The sequence below is a fragment of the Phaeovulum sp. W22_SRMD_FR3 genome, assembly GCF_052113705.1.
GTDB lineage: Bacteria > Pseudomonadota > Alphaproteobacteria > Rhodobacterales > Rhodobacteraceae > JBGQOG01.
In genome coordinates this window covers 1-20547 of record NZ_JBGQOG010000034.1, presented here as the reverse complement: position 1 = coordinate 20547, position 20547 = coordinate 1, and the positions used below count along the sequence as shown (strand labels likewise).

16 protein-coding genes, 1 tRNA gene and 1 pseudogene are annotated in these 20547 nt (G+C 61.7%); all 18 read right to left on the bottom strand.

What is annotated here, in order from left to right; translation table 11 throughout:
• Window positions 1–122: 122 nt before the first annotated feature.
• Complete coding sequence (gene fusA / locus ACEN2S_RS22425) at window positions 123–2240, bottom strand: elongation factor G (RefSeq protein WP_441870697.1); 2118 nt, start codon at window positions 2238–2240, stop codon at window positions 123–125.
• A gap of 14 nt (window positions 2241–2254) precedes the next feature.
• Window positions 2255–2725: a 30S ribosomal protein S7 gene (gene rpsG / locus ACEN2S_RS22420; protein ID WP_441870695.1), complete on the bottom strand. Its 471-nt coding sequence runs from the start codon at window positions 2723–2725 to the stop codon at window positions 2255–2257.
• Between the two features lie 12 nt (window positions 2726–2737).
• Window positions 2738–3109, bottom strand: coding sequence for a 30S ribosomal protein S12 (gene rpsL / locus ACEN2S_RS22415; protein WP_010399029.1), 372 nt, complete (start codon window positions 3107–3109; stop codon window positions 2738–2740).
• Window positions 3110–3394: 285 nt separating this feature from the next.
• On the bottom strand, window positions 3395–4147 hold the full coding sequence (locus tag ACEN2S_RS22410; RefSeq protein ID WP_441870692.1) for a phosphatase PAP2 family protein: 753 nt from the start codon (window positions 4145–4147) through the stop codon (window positions 3395–3397).
• Window positions 4134–5585, bottom strand: coding sequence for an ArnT family glycosyltransferase (locus tag ACEN2S_RS22405; RefSeq protein ID WP_441870690.1), 1452 nt, complete (start codon window positions 5583–5585; stop codon window positions 4134–4136). Before ACEN2S_RS22405 ends, ACEN2S_RS22410 begins: the two co-directional genes overlap by 14 nt.
• Window positions 5563–5853, bottom strand: coding sequence for a lipid-A-disaccharide synthase N-terminal domain-containing protein (locus tag ACEN2S_RS22400; protein WP_441870688.1), 291 nt, complete (start codon window positions 5851–5853; stop codon window positions 5563–5565). Before ACEN2S_RS22400 ends, ACEN2S_RS22405 begins: the two co-directional genes overlap by 23 nt.
• Window positions 5854–5867: 14 nt before the next feature.
• A complete protein-coding gene (locus ACEN2S_RS22395; RefSeq protein ID WP_441870686.1) occupies window positions 5868–6608 on the bottom strand; it encodes a glycosyltransferase family 2 protein in 741 nt (246 codons plus the stop codon).
• A 71-nt stretch (window positions 6609–6679) separates the two neighbouring features.
• Complete coding sequence (locus tag ACEN2S_RS22390; RefSeq protein ID WP_441870684.1) at window positions 6680–7558, bottom strand: DMT family transporter; 879 nt, start codon at window positions 7556–7558, stop codon at window positions 6680–6682.
• A 104-nt stretch (window positions 7559–7662) separates the two neighbouring features.
• A complete protein-coding gene (gene rpoC / locus ACEN2S_RS22385) occupies window positions 7663–11901 on the bottom strand; it encodes a DNA-directed RNA polymerase subunit beta' (protein WP_441870682.1) in 4239 nt (1412 codons plus the stop codon).
• Window positions 11902–11948: 47 nt separating this feature from the next.
• Window positions 11949–16082, bottom strand: a complete 4134-nt coding sequence (gene rpoB / locus ACEN2S_RS22380; RefSeq protein ID WP_441870680.1) for a DNA-directed RNA polymerase subunit beta — start codon at window positions 16080–16082, stop codon at window positions 11949–11951.
• A 244-nt stretch (window positions 16083–16326) separates the two neighbouring features.
• Window positions 16327–16698 (bottom strand): 50S ribosomal protein L7/L12, encoded by a 372-nt coding sequence (rplL, locus tag ACEN2S_RS22375; protein ID WP_441870678.1) that lies wholly within the window; start codon window positions 16696–16698, stop codon window positions 16327–16329.
• A gap of 68 nt (window positions 16699–16766) precedes the next feature.
• Entirely contained in the window at window positions 16767–17282 is a 516-nt protein-coding gene (gene rplJ, locus ACEN2S_RS22370) for a 50S ribosomal protein L10 (RefSeq protein WP_441870676.1), read from the bottom strand.
• Between the two features lie 230 nt (window positions 17283–17512).
• Window positions 17513–18211, bottom strand: a complete 699-nt coding sequence (rplA, locus tag ACEN2S_RS22365) for a 50S ribosomal protein L1 (RefSeq protein WP_441870674.1) — start codon at window positions 18209–18211, stop codon at window positions 17513–17515.
• Window positions 18212–18214: 3 nt separating this feature from the next.
• A complete protein-coding gene (gene rplK / locus ACEN2S_RS22360) occupies window positions 18215–18667 on the bottom strand; it encodes a 50S ribosomal protein L11 (RefSeq protein WP_441870672.1) in 453 nt (150 codons plus the stop codon).
• 98 nt (window positions 18668–18765) lie between these two features.
• A complete protein-coding gene (nusG, locus tag ACEN2S_RS22355; protein WP_441870670.1) occupies window positions 18766–19302 on the bottom strand; it encodes a transcription termination/antitermination protein NusG in 537 nt (178 codons plus the stop codon).
• 218 nt (window positions 19303–19520) lie between these two features.
• Window positions 19521–19712: a preprotein translocase subunit SecE gene (gene secE, locus ACEN2S_RS22350; protein ID WP_441870668.1), complete on the bottom strand. Its 192-nt coding sequence runs from the start codon at window positions 19710–19712 to the stop codon at window positions 19521–19523.
• Window positions 19713–19827: 115 nt separating this feature from the next.
• Window positions 19828–19903 (bottom strand) — tRNA-Trp (locus tag ACEN2S_RS22345).
• A 464-nt stretch (window positions 19904–20367) separates the two neighbouring features.
• A pseudogene (gene tuf, locus ACEN2S_RS22340) lies at window positions 20368–20547 on the bottom strand (elongation factor Tu); the annotation flags it as partial.

Below are 20547 nucleotides of genomic sequence, written 5' to 3'. Positions count from 1 at the left end.
GTTTTGCCGTGGTCAACGTGGCCAATCGTGCCGATGTTGACGTGCGGTTTGTTCCGTTCAAACTTTGCCTTTGCCATGATGGCCTCCTGTGTCTGGGAAAGGGGGGCGTTACCGCCCGGCCCTTACGCGTATTTCTTTTGGATCTCGTCCGAGATGTTCTGCGGCACGGCGTCGTAGTGGTCGAACGTCATCGAGAAGTTCGCACGGCCCGAGGACATCGAACGCAGGTTGTTGATGTAGCCGAACATGTTGGCCAGCGGCACCATTGCGGTGATGACATTCGCGTTGCCGCGGCTGTCTTGCCCCTGAACCATGCCCCGACGCGAGGTCAGGTCGCCGATGATGCCGCCGGTGTATTCTTCCGGGGTCACCACTTCGACTTTCATGATCGGTTCCAGCAGTTTCGCGCCGGCCTTTTTCAGACCTTCACGCATCCCTGCACGGGCAGCGATTTCAAAGGCGAGCACCGAGGAGTCGACGTCGTGGAAAGCACCGTCGATCAGCGCCACTTTGAAGTCGATCACCGGGAAGCCTGCCAGCGGACCGGAGTCCATGACCGACTTGATACCTTTTTCGACGCCCGGAACGTATTCCTTCGGCACCGCACCACCCACGATTTTCGATTCGAACGAATAGCCTTCGCCCGGCTCGGTCGGCGTGATGACCAGCTTGATGCGCGCGAACTGACCGGTACCACCGGACTGTTTCTTGTGCGTGTAGTCGATCTCGGCTTCGCGCGAGATGGTCTCGCGGTAGGCCACCTGCGGCGCACCGATGTTCGCCTCAACCTTGAACTCGCGACGCATACGGTCGACGAGGATGTCGAGGTGAAGTTCGCCCATGCCCTTCATGATCGTCTGGCCCGATTCGAAATCGGTCTCGACGCGGAACGACGGGTCTTCGGCAGCCAGACGGGCCAGCGCCATACCCATTTTCTCCTGGTCGGCCTTGGTCTTCGGCTCGACGGCGATCTCGATAACCGGCTCGGGGAAGGTCATGGTTTCCAGAACGACGGGCTGCGACGGATCGCAAAGCGTGTCACCGGTGGTGGTTTCTTTCAGACCGGCCAGCGCGATGATGTCGCCTGCAAAGGCTTCATCGATCTCTTCGCGGTTGATGGCGTGCATCATCATCATCCGGCCGACGCGCTCACGACGTTCTTTCGTCGCGTTCAGCATCTGGTCGCCCTTTTTCAGGACGCCCGAGTAGATCCGGGTGAAGGTGAGCGAGCCCACGAAGGGGTCGTTCATGATCTTGAAGGCCAGCGCCGAGAAGGGCTCGGCATCATCCGCATGGCGGGCGATGTCGCGGGTCTCGGTTTCGTCGCCCGGTTTGAAGCCCATGTAGGCCGGAACGTCGAGCGGCGACGGCAGGTAGTCGATAACCGCGTTCAGAACCGGCTGCACGCCTTTGTTCTTGAACGCCGAACCGGCGGTAACCGGCACGAAGGACATCGACAGACAGCCTTTGCGGATCAGCTTGCGCAGCGTGTCCACGTCGGGTTCGTTGCCTTCGAGGTATGCTTCCATGGCCGCGTCGTCCATTTCGACGGCGAGTTCGACCATTTTGCCGCGCCATTCGTCGGCGAGCTCTTGCAGCTCGGCGCGGATCGGACGGTGCACCCAGGTGGCGCCCAGATCTTCGCCCTGGTAGACCCATTCTTCCATGGTCACCAGATCAACGATGCCTTCCAGCTGATCTTCAGCGCCGATCGGCAAAGCGATCGGGCAGGGGATCGCGCCGGTGCGGTCTTTGATCATCTTGACGCAGTTGTAGAAATCCGCGCCGATCTTGTCCATTTTGTTGACGAAGACGATCCGCGGCACCTTGTAGCGGTCAGCCTGACGCCACACGGTTTCGGTCTGCGGTTCCACGCCAGCGTTGGCGTCGAGCAGACAGATCGCACCGTCGAGCACGGCCAGCGAACGCTCAACTTCAATGGTGAAGTCAACGTGGCCGGGGGTGTCGATGATGTTGAAGCGGTGCTTCTCCGACGTCGGGGTGGTACCGTCGTAGGTTTTTTCCCAGAACGTGGTGGTAGCAGCGGAGGTAATGGTGATCCCCCGCTCCTGCTCTTGCTCCATCCAGTCCATGGTCGCGGCACCATCGTGCACTTCGCCGATTTTGTGCGACTTGCCGGTGTAGTACAGAATCCGCTCAGTCGTCGTGGTTTTACCCGCGTCGATGTGGGCCATAATCCCAAAGTTGCGGTAGAGGTTCAGCGGATATTCGCGAGCCATGGCGGCGTCTCCTGTTACCAGCGGTAGTGGCTGAACGCTTTGTTCGCGTCGGCCATTTTGTGGGTGTCTTCGCGCTTCTTCACAGCGGTACCACGATTGTTCACAGCATCCGCCAGCTCACCGGCCAGACGCTCTTCCATCGTGTTTTCGTTGCGGTTTTTCGCAGCGGTGATCAGCCAGCGGATCGCCAGTGCTTCCCGACGGGTCGGACGCACTTCGACCGGAACCTGGTAGGTTGCACCACCGACGCGACGCGAGCGCACTTCAACCGAAGGCTTCACGTTGTCGAGGGCTTCGTGGAAGACTTCGATCGGCTCGCGCTTCAGCTTGCCCTCAACACGCTCGAGCGCGTTGTAGACGATGCGTTCGGCGGTCGATTTCTTACCGTCAACCATCAGGTTGTTCATGAATTTGGTCAGCACACGATCGCCAAATTTGGCGTCAGGCAAAACTTCGCGCTTTTCAGCGGCGTGACGACGAGACATCTGATGATCCCCTTATTTCGGACGCTTCGCGCCGTATTTCGAACGGCGTTGACGACGATCTTTAACACCTTGGGTATCCAGCACACCGCGCAGGATGTGGTAACGGACACCCGGAAGGTCTTTTACCCGGCCGCCACGGATCAGAACCACGGAGTGCTCCTGAAGGTTGTGCTTTTCGCCCGGGATGTAGGAGATGACCTCGAAGCCATTCGTCAGACGCACCTTGGCGACTTTACGCATAGCGGAGTTCGGTTTCTTCGGCGTGGTGGTGTACACGCGGGTACACACGCCACGCTTTTGCGGGCAGGACTGAAGGTGTTGCGACTTGGAGCGCTGCACCTTGGGCTGCCGCGGCTTGCGGATCAGCTGTTGGATGGTAGGCATACCGGTTCCCCGTATTTGCTCTGTCAATACTCGCACCCCGAACAGGATGCGCCACTTCTCGACGGCGCTTCACGCACATCGTAAAACGCCAAATCGCATTGCACCCCCAAGGGGGCGAATGCGTTGAAATCCAGAGGATCGAGGCTTGTGACCCGGATCTTGACCACTAGAATTCGGCTAGCCGCCGGACACAATGCGCCCGTCGGGTTGGGGGCCGTATAGGGGGAGTCGCAGGGGTTGTCAACACAGGCTGCCGGGCTTGACGCAGGGCAACCGGCGGCGGCCTCAGCGGCGGGGGAACAGCGCGGAAATTCGCGCCCTTAGCGCCGTCAGCGCCCCCGGTTCTGGCGTCAGGATCAGCCGCCCCAGACCTTCGGCCAGGAGGCAAACGATCAGCATCGACAACAGCGTGTCCGAGAGGAAATGCCGCCCCGTCATCACCCGCATCCCCGCCCCCACGGCAACCAGCACGCCAAGGATCACCTGCGCCGCGATGCGGTCGCCCCGGTGCAGGCGCGGCAATGCAGCGCTCAGGATGACCATCAGGGAAATGGCCAGCGCCGTCACCCCCGCCCCCTCGCCCGAGACGAAGGAGCAGTTGTGCAGGCATTGCCCGGCCCGCTCCAACGGGGCGGTGAAATGCGCCGAGCCGCCAAACTCGAGCACATCCGCCGGACGGGCGCGGCCCCAGTGGGATTTCAGGATCAGGTTCACCACGATGCCCGGCCCGACCAGATAGAGCGCGACGACAAACAACCAGACCCGCCGCGGAACACCCCAGAGCGCCTTGCCCCGCCGCCAACAGCAAACGAGACTCGCCGCGAGAGCCACGACCAAAACCAACAACACCAGATCCCAGATCTGCTGGCGCGCCTCGGCCATCGCCTGATTACCCGCCAGCCAAAAGCCGCCGTCCGCACGGTAAAAAAGACCCGAAACCCAGAGGTCCAGCCCCGGCCACAGCGTGAAGATGGCCAGAACCAGCACGAAAGCCAGCCAAAGGCGCAGCCGCAGGAGGTCGGCTTTAACGGAGGGCATCAAGGCACCCCGCATCAATCCGGTAGGCGTTCAGCGGATGGTTGGCAAAGGCCCCTTTGGCGGTGTCGAGCACGGCCAAAGGGGGCAGCGGTGCCCCGTCACAGACCGGTGCGCCCTCGCGGATCAGCAACAGCGGGGCTGTGACCTGCGGCGGCAGGGCAAAGTTCTGCTCATAGTAATTATGGGCGCGGCCCTGCGGCACCGGCGCGTAAAAGCGCAGCCCGCTGTCGGCCCCGGTGTGAAAAAGATCGGCCAGCACATCGCGGTTCTCGGCCAGAACCGGCAGCCCGCCTTCGCGCTGCGCGAGCGCAATGATCTCTTCGCTCAGCGCGACACGGCCGAGGTAACGCGCCAACAGGGGTTTACCGTTGCGCTCCAGCCCCGGCATCACGGTCAGCAGCGGCAGGATCAGCGCGATCACCGCATTGATCGCCACTCCCGCTTTCAGCCATCCCGGACGCGCCCGCAGCGCGCCCACCACCAGCACCGTACCCGCGAAATAGCTGGTCACCGCCCAATTGGCATAGGCCTTGTTCATCAGCGCCTGCACACAGACGATCACGAGCACCGGCAGCGCGAAAGCCAAAAGCCCACGCCCCCGCGCGCCCCCCGGTCGCAGCACAAGGCCCAGCAGCACCGCAAAGAAAACCGGCCCAAAGACGGCAAACTGCGCCGAAAAGAACTCCAGCAGGCCCGCGGGGTTCAGGCTGGCAAAGACCGATTGCTCGCGCACCCAGCCCACATTGTCCATCGTATGCTCGACGGTGGTCAGATCATGGCTGAGGTTCCACAGGATGTTCGGCGCCATCACCACCGCAAAGCCCGCGAGCATCAGCGCCCAGTAGCGCCAGCCCGCCCGCCAGTCGCGCGCGACCAGTGCCGCCAGCACTGCGCCCAGCAGGAAATACACCCCGGCATATTTCGCCATACAGGCGGCCCCCGCCATCGCGCCTGCCAAGAGGGCAAAGGCCAGACGCCGCTCACCCAGGGCCCGCACCCAAAACAAAAGGGCCGCCGCGAAGAACGGCGCGAGGATCGTATCGGTGGAGATCAACAGCGAACCGACGGCCACGAAGGGCAGCGTCACATAGGCCACCGCCACCCAAAATCCGCTCCGCGCCCCCCAGAACCGTGCGCCAAGCGCGCCGAGGATCAGCGCGGTCGCTGCATGAAACAGCGCATCGGGCATCCGCACCCAAAATGCCGCATCCGATCCGGCAAGCTCGGTGACCAGCCGGATCACCCAGGCGATCAGCGGCGGCTTGGAGTAATAGCCAAAGTCAAGCCGCTGGCCCCAAAGCCAATACTGGCTTTCGTCGACAAAGAGGTCGGTGGCGTTGAAGGCCAGCAGCACGAGGCGGTAGAGCGTGACCAGCGCGACAACACTCGCCGCCGGTCCGATCCAGCCCCGTGCCTCAGCTGTTGCGGCGCTTGGCATAGATCAGCGTCAGGTTACGGACGTAAATCAACACGCCGAGCGCCTGCCCCAGAATGAAGACCGGATCCATCCGGTAAAGCGCATAGGCCAGAAGCATCAACCCGCCCGCGAGCGAGAAATACCAGAATGCCACCGGCACCACGGAATCTTTCGCCCGCTCGGATGCGATCCATTGCACCAGGAAACGCCCGGTGAACATCGCCTGCGCCGCGAAACCGAAGACCACCCACCAAAGCTCAATGGTGCTGTCGACATGAAGAACCGTCATCAGCCAATGCATGTTTACGTCTGAGCCTCCGTCGGGCGCGATTTCTTCCGGCGGCGCAAGAGCCACGCGACGCCGATCAGATCGACCGCCCCCACCAGCCCGCGCTGCCAGTTGGAATAGTTGGAATTGCCGGCGCCGCGCGCCCGGTGGCTGACATCAACATGCGCCACCTGCCAGCCATCGCGCGCGAAGAGCGCTGGCAGATAGCGGTGCATGTGGTCAAAGTACGGCAGCCGCAGATAGGCCGCACGGCGAAAGCCCTTCAGACCACAGCCGGTGTCGCGGGTGCCGTCCTTCAGAATGCGCGCGCGCAGACCATTGGCGAATTTCGACGCGAGCTTTTTCGACATCGTGTCCTGCCGCCCGACCCGTTGTCCGGCCACCAGACCAATGGCATCGGACCCCGCCGCCATCAGCGGCGCCGCGAGTTTCGGCAGTTCTTCCGGCGGGTTCTGCCCGTCGCCATCCAGTGTCAGGATAAACGCGCCGCGCGCCGCCAGCACGCCGGAATGCACCGCCGCGGATTGCCCGCCCGAGCGGTCATGCTGCAGCAGGCGCAGATGCGGCACCTCGGCCATGCGCCCGCGCACGGTGGCGGCGGTGGCATCGGTCGAGCCGTCATCGACGACGATCACCTCAAAAGGGGCCACGGGGGTCATCGCCGCATCAATCCCGGTCAACAGGCCGATGATGTTGTCAGCTTCATTGCGGGCCGGGATGACCACGGTCAGCAGGGGCGTCGGGGTCTCGGTCACCGCAGCGGGTCCTTTGATTGCTCCGTCAAGTCGGGCTTCTGTGCCCGATTATCCGGCCTCTGACAAGCCAATCAGCCGTTTTGTCGCGCCAGACGCCGTTCACGAAAGAAAGTGTAGATGCCGGTGGCCACGACCAGCCCCGCCCCCACCAGCGTCAAAGCGTCCGGAAAACTGCCAAAAATCAACCACCCGAGCACCAGCGCGAAAAGCAGCGAAGTGTAGCGGAACGGCGCCACAACGCCGACATCGCCCACCCGCATCGCGCCGATGATCAGCGTATAGCCCAGCAAAAGCGCCACAGCGGCCCCTGCCAGCCCCAGTATTTCGCGAATCCCCGGCCCGGCCCAGCCCTGAAACGGGCTGATGATCGCCCCGAGCAAGGTCACCGCCACCGCGGCATAGAGCGAGATCACCGCCGTGGGCAGCGAAGCGGACATCTGCCGCGTCACCATATCGCGCACCAGCACGGCCAGAACCGCCAGCAGCGCAAAGATCGCCCAGCGGTCAAAATCGGCACCGGGGCGGATGATCAGCATCACCCCGATGAAGCCGAGACCAACGGCAAGGCTGCGCCGCCAGCCGAGCGGCTCGCCCCAGAAGAGCGTGGCGGCGAGCGTCACCAGCAAGGGCAGGCTTTGCAGGATGGCGGACAGATTGGCGAGAGGCATATGCTGCAGGGCCGTCATGAAAAAGATCGTGGCCAGAACCTCGCCCAGCAAACGCAGTGCCATCCAGCCCCGGTCCCCGGCCGCCAGACGCAGGGTGAACGGCCCCGAACGGTAGAGCATGACCGCCAGCATCGGCATCATCATCAGGCCCCGCAGGAAGATGGCCTGATACAGCGGCACCTCCTGAGTGACGGCCTTCATCAACGTATCGTTGAGGCAGAACGCCGCCATGGCCCCAATCATCAGGCTCGCGCCCCGCACGTTATCCGCCGCAGTTGCCATCTGTCTCCGCCCGCCTGGTGCCGGGGCACCCTGCCCCAGATCGTCCGGCCCCAAACGAAAAGGCCCCGCCGGAGCGGGGCCTTTTTTTATCACCTAGTCAAGGATCAATCGCGGCTTTCCGGCGTATCCACCAGACCGAGATCAACATCCACCACCGGCTCTGCCACCGGTGCCGCGAGGGCCGCCGCAGCTTCCGCCTCGGCACGACGCGAGTCGATGACCTTCTGATCGCGTTCCGCGGCGATCTTGCGCACGCGGCTGGTGGCACCACCGGTACCCGCAGGGATCAGACGACCCACGATGACGTTCTCTTTCAGGCCGACCAGCTTGTCGCGTTTGCCCTGCACCGAAGCCTCGGTGAGAACGCGGGTGGTCTCCTGGAAGGAGGCTGCCGAGATGAACGACCGGGTCTGCAGCGAGGCTTTGGTGATGCCCAGCAGAACCGGCTCGCCCGACGCGGGACGCCCGCCACGTGCGATAACCTTGTCGTTTTCTTCCTCGAACTCGGCCTTGTCGACATTCTCGCCTTTGAGAAGCGTCGAGTCGCCCGAATCCAGGATCTCGATCTTCTGCAGCATCTGACGAACGATAACCTCGATGTGCTTATCGTTGATCTTCACGCCTTGCAGACGATAGACGTCCTGCACTTCGTCGATGAGGTAATCGGCCAGAGCCTCAATCCCCATGATGCGCAGAATGTCATGCGGCGCCGGGTTGCCGTCCATGATGTAGTCCCCACGCTGCACGAAGTCGCCTTCCTGCACCGGGATGTGTTTGCCTTTCGGCACCATGTACTCAACCGTGTTCAGCGTCTCATCCGTCGGCTCGATGGTGATCCGGCGTTTGTTCTTATAGTCCTTGCCGAACCGAACATAGCCATCCACCTCGGCGATGATCGCGTGATCTTTCGGACGACGGGCTTCGAACAGTTCCGCCACGCGGGGAAGACCCCCGGTGATGTCCTTGGTCTTGGCGCCTTCGCGCGGGATCCGCGCCACAACGTCACCGGCTTTGACTTCCGAGCCTTCTTCGATCGAGAGAATGGCGTCGACCGACATCTGGTAGCTGACCGGGTTGCCCGAGTCACCGCGCATGGGTTCACCGGTTTCCGGGTCCATGATGATGATTTCCGGCTTCAGATCATTGCCTTTCGGCGCCGAACGCCAATCGGTCACGATCTTCTGGGTCATGCCCGTCGCATCATCCGTCTCGTCGCGCACCGAAATGCCCGAGATCAGGTCGACGAACTTGGCCACACCGGCCTTCTCGGCGATGATCGGCAGGGTATAGGGGTCCCATTCATAGAGTTTGTCGCCCCGTTTGACCGACTGACCTTCCTTGACGAAGATCTTCGAGCCATAGGTCAGTTTGTGCGATGCACGCTCTTCGCCCTGCTCGTCCATGATCGCCACCGTCATGCTGCGGCCCATGACGATCTGTTCGTCATTGGCGTTCAGCAGAAGGTTGGCGTTGCGGAACTCGATCACACCCTCCTGGCTCGCTTCCTGGAAGGACTGCTGACCACCCTGTGCAATACCGCCGATGTGGAAGGTCCGCATCGTCAGCTGGGTGCCCGGCTCGCCGATCGACTGGGCCGCGATGATGCCGACGGCCTCACCTTGGTTGACCAGCGTACCGCGGGCAAGGTCACGACCGTAGCAGAGCGCGCAAACGCCCTCTTCGGCCTCACAGGTCAGTGCCGAGCGGATGCGGATCGAGGTGACGCCCGATTGTTCGACCATATCGGCCTTGCGCTCGTCGATCAGCTCGTTCTTGCGAAGCAGCAGCTCATCCGTCCCCGGCACCATCACGTCATCGGCCGAAACCCGGCCCAGAACGCGCTCGCCCAGCGGCGAGACCACCTCACCGTCGTTGACCGCAGCCGAAGCCGTGATCGCACGTTCGGTGCCGCAGTCGTGCGAGCGCACGATGCAGTCCTGCGCCACGTCCACCAGACGGCGGGTCAGATAGCCCGAGTTGGCGGTTTTCAGCGCGGTATCGGCCAGACCCTTACGGGCACCGTGGGTCGAGTTGAAGTACTCGAGCACGGTCAGACCTTCTTTAAAGTTCGAGATGATCGGCGTTTCGATGATCTCGCCCGACGGTTTGGCCATCAGACCACGCATCCCGCCCAGCTGTTTCATCTGTGCCGGCGAACCCCGTGCCCCGGAGTGAGCCATCATGTAGACCGAGTTCGGTTCTTTCTCGGCGCCCGCATCATCGTAGCGAACGGCGGAAATTTCCTTCATCATCTCGCCTGCGACGGCGTCCGAGCATTTCGACCAGGCATCGACAACTTTGTTGTACTTTTCGCCCTGAGTGATCAGGCCGTCCATGTACTGTTGTTCGAATTCCTTCACTTGGTCGCGCACGCCGTTGACGATTTCCCACTTGGTGTCCGGAATGACCATGTCATCCTTGCCAAACGAGATCCCGGCGCGGAACGCCTCACGGAAACCCATGCCCATGATCTGGTCACAGAAGATAACCGACTCTTTCTGGCCGCAGTAGCGGTAGACGGTGTCGATGACGTTTTGCACGTCTTTCTTCCGCAGCAGACGGTTCACCAGCTCGAACGGTGCCTTGGCGTTCAGCGGCAGCAGGGCCCCCAGACGCAGACGGCCCGGCGTGGTTTCAAAGCGGCGGACCACTTCTTCACCATGCTCGTCGATCTGCTTGACCCGCGCGGTGATCTTGGCGTGCAGATGCACGATCCCGGCGTTCAGCGCATGCTCGACTTCTTCGATCGTGCTGAAGATCATGCCTTCGCCGACCATGCCCTTGCGCTCCATCGACGTGTAATAGAGGCCCAAGATCATATCCTGCGACGGAACGATGATCGGCGCACCATTGGCGGGCGACAGAACGTTGTTCGTCGACATCATCAGCACGCGGGCTTCCAGCTGGGCTTCCAGCGAGAGCGGCACGTGAACGGCCATCTGGTCACCGTCGAAGTCGGCGTTGAACGCCGAACAGACGAGCGGGTGCAGCTGGATCGCTTTGCCTTCGATCAGGATCGGCTCGAACGCCTGGATGCCCAGACGGTGCAGCGTCGGCGCGCGGTTCAACAGAACCGGGTGCTCGCGGATCACCTCATCCAGGATATCCCAGACTTCCGGACGCTCTTTCTCGACCAGCTTCTTCGCCTGTTTCACGGTCGAGGACAGACCTTTGGCCTCAAGACGCGAATAGATGAACGGCTTGAAGAGCTCCAAAGCCATCTTTTTCGGCAGACCACATTGGTGCAGCTTCAGCTCCGGGCCGGTCACGATGACCGAACGACCCGAGAAGTCGACGCGTTTACCCAAAAGGTTCTGACGGAAGCGACCTTGCTTACCCTTCAGCATGTCCGACAGCGACTTCAGCGGGCGCTTGTTGGTGCCCGTGATGACGCGGCCGCGACGGCCGTTGTCGAACAGAGCATCGACCGATTCTTGCAGCATCCGCTTTTCGTTGCGGACGATGATGTCGGGCGCGCGCAGCTCGATCAGGCGCTTCAGACGGTTGTTCCGGTTGATGACACGACGGTAGAGGTCGTTCAGGTCGGAGGTCGCGAAGCGGCCACCGTCCAGCGGCACCAGCGGGCGCAGTTCCGGCGGAATGACCGGGATCACCGTCAGCACCATCCACTCGGGGCGGTTGCCCGACTCGAGGAAGGATTCAACGATTTTCAGCCGTTTGATGATTTTTTTCGGCTTCAGCTCGCCGGTCGCTTCTTTCAGCTCTTCACGGAGCTGGTCCGCGGTGGCCTCAAGGTCGATCTGGCTCAGCATTTCACGGATGGCTTCGGCGCCGATATTGGCGGTGAAAGCATCGGCGCCATACTGATCCTGCGCGTCCAGGAACTCTTCTTCGGTCATCAGCTGACCATAGGTGAGATCCGTCAGACCCGGTTCGATCACGACGTAGTTTTCAAAGTAGAGAATGCGTTCCAGATCGCGCAACGTCATGTCCAGCATCAGACCGATGCGGGACGGCAGCGATTTCAGGAACCAGATATGCGCAACGGGCGCGGCGAGCTCGATATGGCCCATCCGCTCACGGCGCACTTTCTGCAACGTGACTTCAACGCCGCATTTCTCGCAGACAACGCCGCGATATTTCATGCGTTTGTATTTGCCGCAGAGGCATTCGTAATCTTTGATCGGGCCAAAGATCCGTGCGCAGAACAGACCGTCACGCTCCGGTTTGAACGTGCGGTAGTTGATGGTCTCGGGCTTTTTGATCTCGCCATAGGACCACGACAGGATCCGCTCCGGCGAGGCCAGAGAGATCTTGATTTCGTCAAACTGCTTGGGCGAAGCCAGCGGGTTGAACGGATTGGCAGTGATTTCCTGGTTCATCTTGCGTCCTTCATATCAGGTGGGTGGAAAGGAGGGCGTGACCGCCCTCACTCATCCTCCGAATCCAGGAGTTCCATGTTGAGGCCGAGGCCCCGGACCTCTTTGACGAGAACGTTGAACGATTCCGGCACGCCGGCTTCGAAATTGTCCTCGCCCTTGACGATCGACTCGTAGACCTTGGTCCGGCCCGCCACGTCATCCGACTTCACCGTCAGCATTTCCTGCAGGGTGTAGGCGGCGCCGTAAGCTTCCAGTGCCCAGACTTCCATCTCACCCAGACGCTGACCACCGAACTGCGCCTTACCACCCAGCGGCTGCTGCGTGACGAGCGAGTAGGGACCAGTCGAACGGGCGTGCATCTTGTCGTCGACAAGGTGATGCAGCTTCAGGAAGTACTTGACGCCGACGGTGACTTTCCGCGCGAACTGGTCGCCCGTCCGGCCATCGAAGACCACCGACTGGCCCGAAGTGTCGAACCCGGCACGCGTCAGCGCATCGTTCACGTCGGCCTCTTTCGCCCCGTCAAAGACCGGGGTCGAGATCGGCACGCCGCGGCGCACGGTGTCGGCGCTTTCCAGGAAACGCTCGTTGTCGAGGTTGGCGAATTCTTCCTCGTAGGTTTCATCGCCATAGCCGTGACGCATCGCTTCCCGCACCGGGGTCATATCGCCCGAACGACGGTATTCCTTCAGCGCTTCGTCGATCTGGATGCCCAGACCGCGCGACGCCCAACCCATATGGGTCTCAAGGATCTGACCGACGTTCATCCGCGACGGCACGCCCAGCGGGTTCAGCACGAGATCAACCGGGGTCCCGTCCGCCAGGAACGGCATGTCCTCGATCGGCACCACTTTCGACACGACGCCTTTGTTGCCGTGACGACCGGCCATCTTGTCCCCGGCCTGAAGCTTGCGCTTCACGGCGACGAACACTTTGACCATTTTCATCACGCCCGGCGGCAGGTCGTCGCCCTGACGGACTTTCTCGACCTTGTCTTCAAAGCGGTGATCCAGCGCGCGTTTCTGCGCGTCGAACTGATCATTCAGCGCCTCGACTTCTTTCGCGTCGCTTTCCGATTCCAGCGCCAGTTGCCACCACTGACCACGGCTCAGCGTGCTCAGCAGTTCATCGTCAATCACCGAACCCGGACGGATCCCTTTCGGCCCTTTGACGGCAACCTTGCCCATGATCTGGGTCTTCAGGCGCGCATAGGTGTTGCGCTCCAGAATCGCCAACTCATCGTCACGGTCGCGCGACAGGCGTTCGACTTCTTCACGCTCGATCTGCAGCGCGCGCTCGTCTTTATCCACGCCATGCCGGTTGAACACGCGGACTTCCACGATCGTGCCGTAGGCCCCGGGCGGCAGACGCAGCGAGGTGTCGCGCACGTCGGATGCCTTTTCCCCGAAGATGGCGCGCAGGAGTTTTTCCTCCGGCGTCATCGGGCTTTCGCCTTTCGGGGTGATCTTGCCCACGAGAATGTCGCCCGGCCCCACTTCGGCGCCGATATAGACAATACCCGCTTCGTCGAGGTTGCGCAGGGCTTCCTCACCGACGTTCGGGATATCGCGGGTGATCTCTTCCGGCCCGAGCTTGGTGTCACGTGCCGCCACTTCGTATTCATCGATGTGGATCGAGGTGAACACGTCGTCGCGGTGGATCCGCTCGGAGATCAGGATGGAGTCTTCGTAGTTGTAGCCGTTCCACGGCATGAACGCGACGACCACGTTGCGGCCAATCGCCAGCTCGCCCTGATCCGTCGACGGACCATCAGCAATCACCTGGCTCGTCTCGACCCGCTCACCCACTTTCACCAGCGGACGCTGGTTGATGCAGGAAGATTGGTTCGAGCGTTTGAACTTGCGCAGACGGTAGATGTCGACGCCCGCATCACCCACGCCGAGGTTCTCGGTGGCGCGGATAACGATCCGGGTGGCGTCCACCTGGTCGATCACGCCGCCGCGACGCGCCATGATGGCCGCCCCGGAGTCACGCGCCACAACCGCTTCCATCCCGGTGCCCACGAACGGAGCCTCGGATTGCAGCAGCGGAACCGCCTGACGTTGCATGTTCGAGCCCATGAGAGCGCGGTTGGCGTCGTCGTTTTCAAGGAAGGGGATCAGCGCGGCGGCAACCGAAACCAGCTGCTTCGGCGACACGTCGATCAGATCCACGGCTTCGACCGGGTTGAGCATGAATTCGCCCGACTGACGGGTCGAAACCAGCTCGTTCACGAAGCGACCATCCGCATCCAGCTCGGCGTTGGCCTGAGCGACGGTGTGACGCATCTCTTCGGTGGCCGACATATAGACCACGTCATCCGTGACCTTGCCTTCCACAACCTTGCGGTACGGAGTCTCGATAAAGCCGTATTTGTTCACGCGGGCAAAGGTGGCCAGCGAGTTGATCAGACCAATGTTCTGACCTTCCGGCGTTTCAATCGGGCACATCCGGCCGTAGTGGGTCGGGTGAACGTCGCGCACTTCAAAGCCAGCGCGCTCGCGGGTCAGACCGCCCGGCCCGAGAGCCGAGAGACGCCGCTTGTGCGTGACTTCCGACAGCGGGTTGGTTTGGTCCATGAACTGCGACAGCTGCGAGGAGCCGAAGAATTCACGCACTGCAGCCGCGGCCGGTTTCGCGTTGATGAGGTCTTGCGGCATCACCGTGTCGATCTCGACCGAGGACATACGTTCCTTGATCGCGCGCTCCATGCGCAGCAGCCCGACGCGGTACTGGTTCTCCATCAGCTCGCCGACCGAGCGCACACGGCGGTTGCCGAGGTGGTCGATGTCGTCGATCTCGCCTTTGCCGTCGCGCAGTTCCACCAGCCCCTTGATGCAGGAGATGATGTCTTCGCGGCGCAGGGTACGCTGGGTATCCGGCGCATCCAGGCTGAGACGCATGTTCATTTTCACCCGGCCAACAGCCGAGAGATCATAGCGCTCGCTGTCAAAGAACAGCGTGTCGAACAGGTTCGACGCAGCCTCGACGGTGGGCGGCTCGCCCGGGCGCATGACGCGGTAGATGTCCATGAGCGCCTGATCGCGGCCCATGTTCTTGTCTGCCGCCATCGTGTTGCGGATGTAGGGGCCGACGTTGACGTTGTCGATGTCCAGCACCGGAATCTCGGTGATGCCGTTGTCGATCAGCGTCTTGATTGTGCCGCCGGTCAGCTCGCCGTCGCGGTCATAGTCAAGGGTCAGCTCATCGCCAGCTTCGACATAGATGAAACCGGTTTGCTCGTTGATGATATCCTTGGCGACATAGCGGCCTGCGATATGCTCGAACGGCACCAGCAGGTTGCTGATGCTGCCTTCGTCGATCAGCTTTTTCACCATGCGCGGGGTGACCTTGTCACCGGCCTTGCAGATGATTTCGCCGGTCGAGGCATCGACCAGATCATAGGTCGGACGGGTGCCGCGCACGCGCTCGGGGAAGAACTTGGTCACCCAGCCGCGCTTGCCTTCAAGGCTGTAGTTCACCGTCTTGTAATAGGCATCCATGATGCCTTCCTGATCGAGACCCAGCGCATAGAGGAGCGTGGTCACCGGCAGTTTACGGCGGCGGTCGATGCGCGCGAACACGAGGTCCTTGGCGTCAAACTCAAAGTCCAGCCAGGAGCCGCGGTAGGGAATGATGCGGCAGGCGAACAAGAGTTTGCCCGAGGAATGCGTCTTGCCGCGGTCGTGGTCAAAGAACACGCCGGGCGAGCGGTGCATCTGCGACACGATCACCCGTTCGGTGCCGTTCACGATGAACGTCCCGTTCGAGGTCATCAGGGGCATGTCGCCCATGTAGACGTCTTGTTCCTTGATGTCTTTGACCGAGCGGGCGCCCGTGGTCTCGTCGACATCAAACACGATCAGACGCAGCGTAACCTTCAGCGGGGCGCTGTAGGTCATGTCGCGCGCCTGGCACTCTTCGACATCGTATTTCGGCTTTTCCAGCTCGTATTTCACGAACTCGAGAACGGCATTGTCGTTGAAGTCTTTGATCGGGAAAACCGACTGGAAGACGCCTTGGATGCCTTCACCGTCCAGGGGCTTCGGGGCGTCGCCCGAGCGCAGGAACAGATCATAAGAAGATTTCTGAACCTCAATGAGGTTCGGCATTTCAAGGACTTCGCGGATTTTGCCGTAATAGCGGCGGATGCGCTTTTGACCAACGTAAGCTTGAGCCATGCTCGTCGTCACCTTTCGTCTCTTCGCGGGGGCGTGCCGTCGGGGCCCGGTACGCGCCGCTTGCGAATGAAGGGGTCGGTTCCATTCATGCCATCCGTCCCACCGGATGGCTCCCGAACCGTGAACACCGCCTTGGAAAGGCCCCGCGGAAGGGGCAGGGCATCTCCAAGACAGGTTCGGCTGGGCCCGGGATAGACCCGGACCCAGCCAATTTCAATCCTTGGTTGCCAGAAGCAACGTCAGATTATTTCAGCTCGGCTTTGGCGCCAGCGGCTTCCAGCTTGGCTTTGATTTCTTCGGCTTCGCCTTTCGGTGCGCCTTCTTTCACTTTGCCACCGGCTTCAACCAGGTCTTTGGCTTCTTTCAGGCCCAGACCGGTGATCGCGCGAACTTCTTTGATCACGTTGATCTTGTTGGCGCCGGCGTCAACCAGGACGACGTCGAATTCGGTTTTCTCTTCGACGGCTTCAGCAGCTGCTGCCGGGCCCGCCATCATGACGGCGCCACCGGCTGCCGGCTCGATGCCGTACTCGTCTTTCAGGATGGTTTTCAGTTCTTGCGCTTGCAGCAGCGTGAGGTTCACGATTTGCTCGGCGAGTGCTTTAAGATCGGCCATTTTTCCGTTCCATTCTCATATAGGGTTTTCCGACGTCAGGCTTATCCCAACGAAGGCAAAAGATTGCTTCAGGCGGCTTCCCGCTCCTCAAGAGTCTTGAGGATGCCCGCGATGTTGGAAGCAGGCGCGCCAATGGCACCAGCGATGTTCGAGGCCGGAGCACCAATGCACGAAACGATCTGAGCGATAAGCTCTTCACGCGACGGCATCGAGGCCACAGCTTTCACACCAGCCGGATCCAGAGCCGAACTGCCCATGGCCCCGCCAAGGATTTTGAACTTTTCGTTCCCCTTGGCATAGGCATCCGCGACCTTCGCAGCTGCGACAGGATCTTCGGAATAGGTCAGTACGGTCATGCCCGTGAGATAGTCGGCGATGCTTGCGCAGGGCTGACCTTCAAGGGCGATCTTGGCGAGCTTGTTCTTGGCAACGCGAACGGATCCGCCGACGGCGCGCATTTGCGCCCGCAGATCCTGCATCTGAGCAACCGTCATGCCTTCGTAGTGGGCAACCACCACAACGCCAGAGCTTGCGAAGATTTGGCCGAGCTCGTCGACCAATTTCTCTTTTTGGGCTCTATCCACGGTTTCACTCCAAGTATGGGGGTTTCCCCCCGGCTCAAGGTTTCCCCAGCCGAAGCCGGGGGTCGGGTCCGTTTCAGGTTCCCGAGGCCAGATCGCCCGAGGTCGCCCTCGGTAATGGTCCCGTTCCCCATCTCAGGAAGGAAATTAAGGGGTTTCCCCCACCCTCCGTCTCGGACAGGACGGGGCGCGGACGCCCCGTCATTCTCCCAGCCCGAAGGCCGGGGAATCTCTTAGTTACCGGTGGCCGAGGTCAGATCGACCGACACGCCCGGGCCCATGGTCGAGGACAGCGAAACCTTTTTCAGGTACGCACCTTTCGCGCCAGCGGGCTTGGCTTTCGACACGGCGTCCACGAAAGCGCGGACGTTTTCAGCCAGAGCGGCTTCACCGAACGACACTTTGCCGATGCCGCCGTGGATCACGCCGGCTTTTTCGACTTTGAACTGCACTTCGCCGCCCTTTGCCGCTTCGACAGCCGATTTAACGTCCATCGTCACGGTGCCGACCTTCGGGTTCGGCATCAGGTTGCGCGGGCCCAGGATTTTGCCCAGACGGCCGACCAGCGGCATCATGTCCGGCGTTGCGATGCAACGGTCGAACTCGATCTTGCCGGACTGGATGGTTTCCATCAGGTCTTCGGCGCCCACGATGTCTGCACCAGCAGCCTTGGCTTCGTCAGCCTTCGGGCCACGGGCGAACACGGCCACGCGCACGGTTTTCCCGGTGCCGTTCGGCAGGGTCACCACGCCACGGACCATCTGGTCCGCGTGACGCGGGTCAACGCCGAGGTTCAGCGCGATTTCGAGCGTCTCGTCGAATTTCGCCGAGGCAGCGGTTTTGATCAGCGCGACAGCAGCTTCGACCGAGAGCAGGTCTTTGCCCTCAAAGGCAGCGCGGGCGACGGCGGTACGTTTTGCAACTTTTGCCATGACTTAGCCTTTCACCTCGATACCGATCGACTTCGCCGAGCCGAGGATGATCTGCATCGCGGCTTCGATATCGTTCGCCGAGAGGTCTTTCATCTTCGCTTCCGCGATTTCGCGCACTTGCGCAACGGTCACATAGCCCGCAACTTCACGGCCCGGTTTGACCGAACCCTTGGCGCGGTTACGCTTGCCCACCGGCTTCAGGCCAGCGGCCTTTTTCAGGTAGAACGAGGCCGGAGCGGTCTTCATCTCGAAGGTGAAGGACTTGTCGGCGTAGTAGGTGATCAGGGTCGGGACCGGCGAACCCGGCTCCATTTCCTGCGTGCGGGCGTTGAACGCCTTGCAGAATTCCATGATGTTGATCCCGCGCTGACCCAGCGCCGGACCGATCGGGGGCGACGGGTTCGCCTGCCCGGCTTTCACTTGCAGCTTCAGCTGCCCGATAACTTTCTTGGCCATCTGGCCTCTCCTTTATCACCAACCCCCTGCGGGGCGCCCATCCGGGCTTTGGTTTAGTGGTTCGGTCTGCCCGAAGGCGCGCCTCCCACGGCTCACACTCAGCTGCCCTTGGTCACCTGAGTGAATTCCAGCTCAACCGGCGTCGGCCGGCCAAAGATCGACACCGTCACCTTCAGACGGGAAGTGGCCTCATCGACCTCCTCAACCATCCCGGCGAAGCCCTCGAACGGGCCATCGGTCACGCTCACATTCTCGCCCACCTCGAACCGGATCAGGTTGCGCGGCGCGGCCACTTCACCCTCAACATTGCGGTTGAGGATCGTATTCACTTCTGCGTCGCGCATCGGCGACGGCTTGCCTTGCGGGCCGAGGAACCCGGTCACGCGGTTGATCGACGAGACCAGGTGATAGGACCGGTCGGTCAGCTCCATCCGCACGAGCACATAGCCCGGCATGAAGCGGCGCTCCGAGGTCACCTTTTTGCCGCGACGGATCTCGATCACCTCTTCGGTGGGGACCAGAACCTCTTCGATCTGATCCTCGAGGCCTTTTTCAATCACGGACTGCCTGATCTGTTCGGCGACCTTCTTCTCGAAATTCGAGAGAACGCTCACCGAGTACCACCGCTTTGCCATGCTGCCTCAGCCTCTCATACCACCGGCCGAAGGCCGAAATTCCGTTATTCTCAATGGGATAGCCCATCGATCTCCGAATAAAAAACAGCGCGCATTCCGAATCGATGCGCGCCGGTTCCCGAAGATGTGGCCCGCTTTACAGCCGAACGCATATGATTTCAAGACCGTTAAGCCCGAGATCATCCGGCCGCAGAGGCGATACCGCTTCGGGAGAAGCCTCAGCCTGCGAGGCCGAGCACCGCCAGCAGACCCTGCTTGATGATCAGGTCGACGACGAAGAAGAAGACCGAGGTCAGCGCGGCCATGACAAAGACCATCGCCGTGGTCAGCAGCACTTCCTTGCGCGACGGCCAGACGATCTTCGCCGCTTCCGAGCGCACCTGCTGCATGAACTGAACCGGATTTGCCATCGTCTGTCCTCTTTGCCCGACGCCTGAAGGGCGCCTGTTGTCGGCCTCACATAAAGCCTATCGCCCGCGCTTTCAAGCACAGGCTCAATGGCGGGCAAAAGACGGGAAGACGGCCTGGCAGGGGTTGGGGGACTCGAACCCACGACCCTCGGTTTTGGAGACCGATGCTCTACCAACTGAGCTAAACCCCTAGGCCGTGGCGGTCTGCTAAGCCAGTTGCGGGGTGAAAGCAAGGGGCGAATCGCGAAACCCGCGCAGAAGTTTTCTCCGACAGGCTATCGGCTTGGCCCCGGACGCCCAGCGGCCCCGCCCTGCCCCGGAAATGCTGCCGCGAGGCGCGCAGAGCGCACCGACCAGGGCCACCACCACCGCAGCCCCCGCCGGCGAGCGGCCCGCCCGCGCCCGCGCCACGGCGCGCACCACGGCAAGGCCGCCGCCACCCCGGAAGCAGTGCCGCCACACCGAGCCTGTACCCCATCGGAGTTGTCGCGGAGGCCGGGAGATTCGCCCCCCTCCGAGCCGGTGATGCCCGGGGCGGTGATGCGGCCGGGCGGAAAGCCGCACCGCACCGGCGTCATCGGTACCACACCGCCTCGCACAACAGCAAAAGGCCGCCCCGAAGGACGGCCTTTCCTGTTCCAAGGTAATCCGGAGATTACTTCAGGATTTTCGACACGACGCCGGCGCCGACGGTGCGGCCGCCTTCACGGATGGCGAAGCGCAGTTTTTCTTCCATGGCGATCGGCGCGATCAGTTCAACTTCGAACTTCAGGTTGTCGCCCGGCATCACCATTTCAGTGCCTTCCGGCAGTTTCACGGTGCCGGTCACGTCGGT

Bases quoted from the DNA above. Each gene is read 5' to 3' on its own strand.
- rpsG (WP_441870695.1), bottom strand. From the start codon at position 2,725: ATGTCTCGTCGTCACGCCGCTGAAAAGCGCGAAGTTTTGCCTGACGCC.
- rpoC (WP_441870682.1), bottom strand. From the start codon at position 11,901: ATGAACCAGGAAATCACTGCCAATCCGTTCAACCCGCTGGCTTCGCCC.
- fusA (WP_441870697.1), bottom strand. From the start codon at position 2,240: ATGGCTCGCGAATATCCGCTGAACCTCTACCGCAACTTTGGGATTATG.
- ACEN2S_RS22400 (WP_441870688.1), bottom strand. From the start codon at position 5,853: ATGACGGTTCTTCATGTCGACAGCACCATTGAGCTTTGGTGGGTGGTC.
- nusG (WP_441870670.1), bottom strand. From the start codon at position 19,302: ATGGCAAAGCGGTGGTACTCGGTGAGCGTTCTCTCGAATTTCGAGAAG.
- secE (WP_441870668.1), bottom strand. From the start codon at position 19,712: ATGGCAAATCCGGTTCAGTTCATGCAGCAGGTGCGCTCGGAAGCGGCG.
- rpoB (WP_441870680.1), bottom strand. From the start codon at position 16,082: ATGGCTCAAGCTTACGTTGGTCAAAAGCGCATCCGCCGCTATTACGGC.
- ACEN2S_RS22390 (WP_441870684.1), bottom strand. From the start codon at position 7,558: ATGGCAACTGCGGCGGATAACGTGCGGGGCGCGAGCCTGATGATTGGG.
- ACEN2S_RS22405 (WP_441870690.1), bottom strand. From the start codon at position 5,585: ATGCCAAGCGCCGCAACAGCTGAGGCACGGGGCTGGATCGGACCGGCG.
- rpsL (WP_010399029.1), bottom strand. From the start codon at position 3,109: ATGCCTACCATCCAACAGCTGATCCGCAAGCCGCGGCAGCCCAAGGTG.
- rplL (WP_441870678.1), bottom strand. From the start codon at position 16,698: ATGGCCGATCTTAAAGCACTCGCCGAGCAAATCGTGAACCTCACGCTG.
- rplK (WP_441870672.1), bottom strand. From the start codon at position 18,667: ATGGCCAAGAAAGTTATCGGGCAGCTGAAGCTGCAAGTGAAAGCCGGG.
- ACEN2S_RS22410 (WP_441870692.1), bottom strand. From the start codon at position 4,147: ATGCCCTCCGTTAAAGCCGACCTCCTGCGGCTGCGCCTTTGGCTGGCT.
- rplA (WP_441870674.1), bottom strand. From the start codon at position 18,211: ATGGCAAAAGTTGCAAAACGTACCGCCGTCGCCCGCGCTGCCTTTGAG.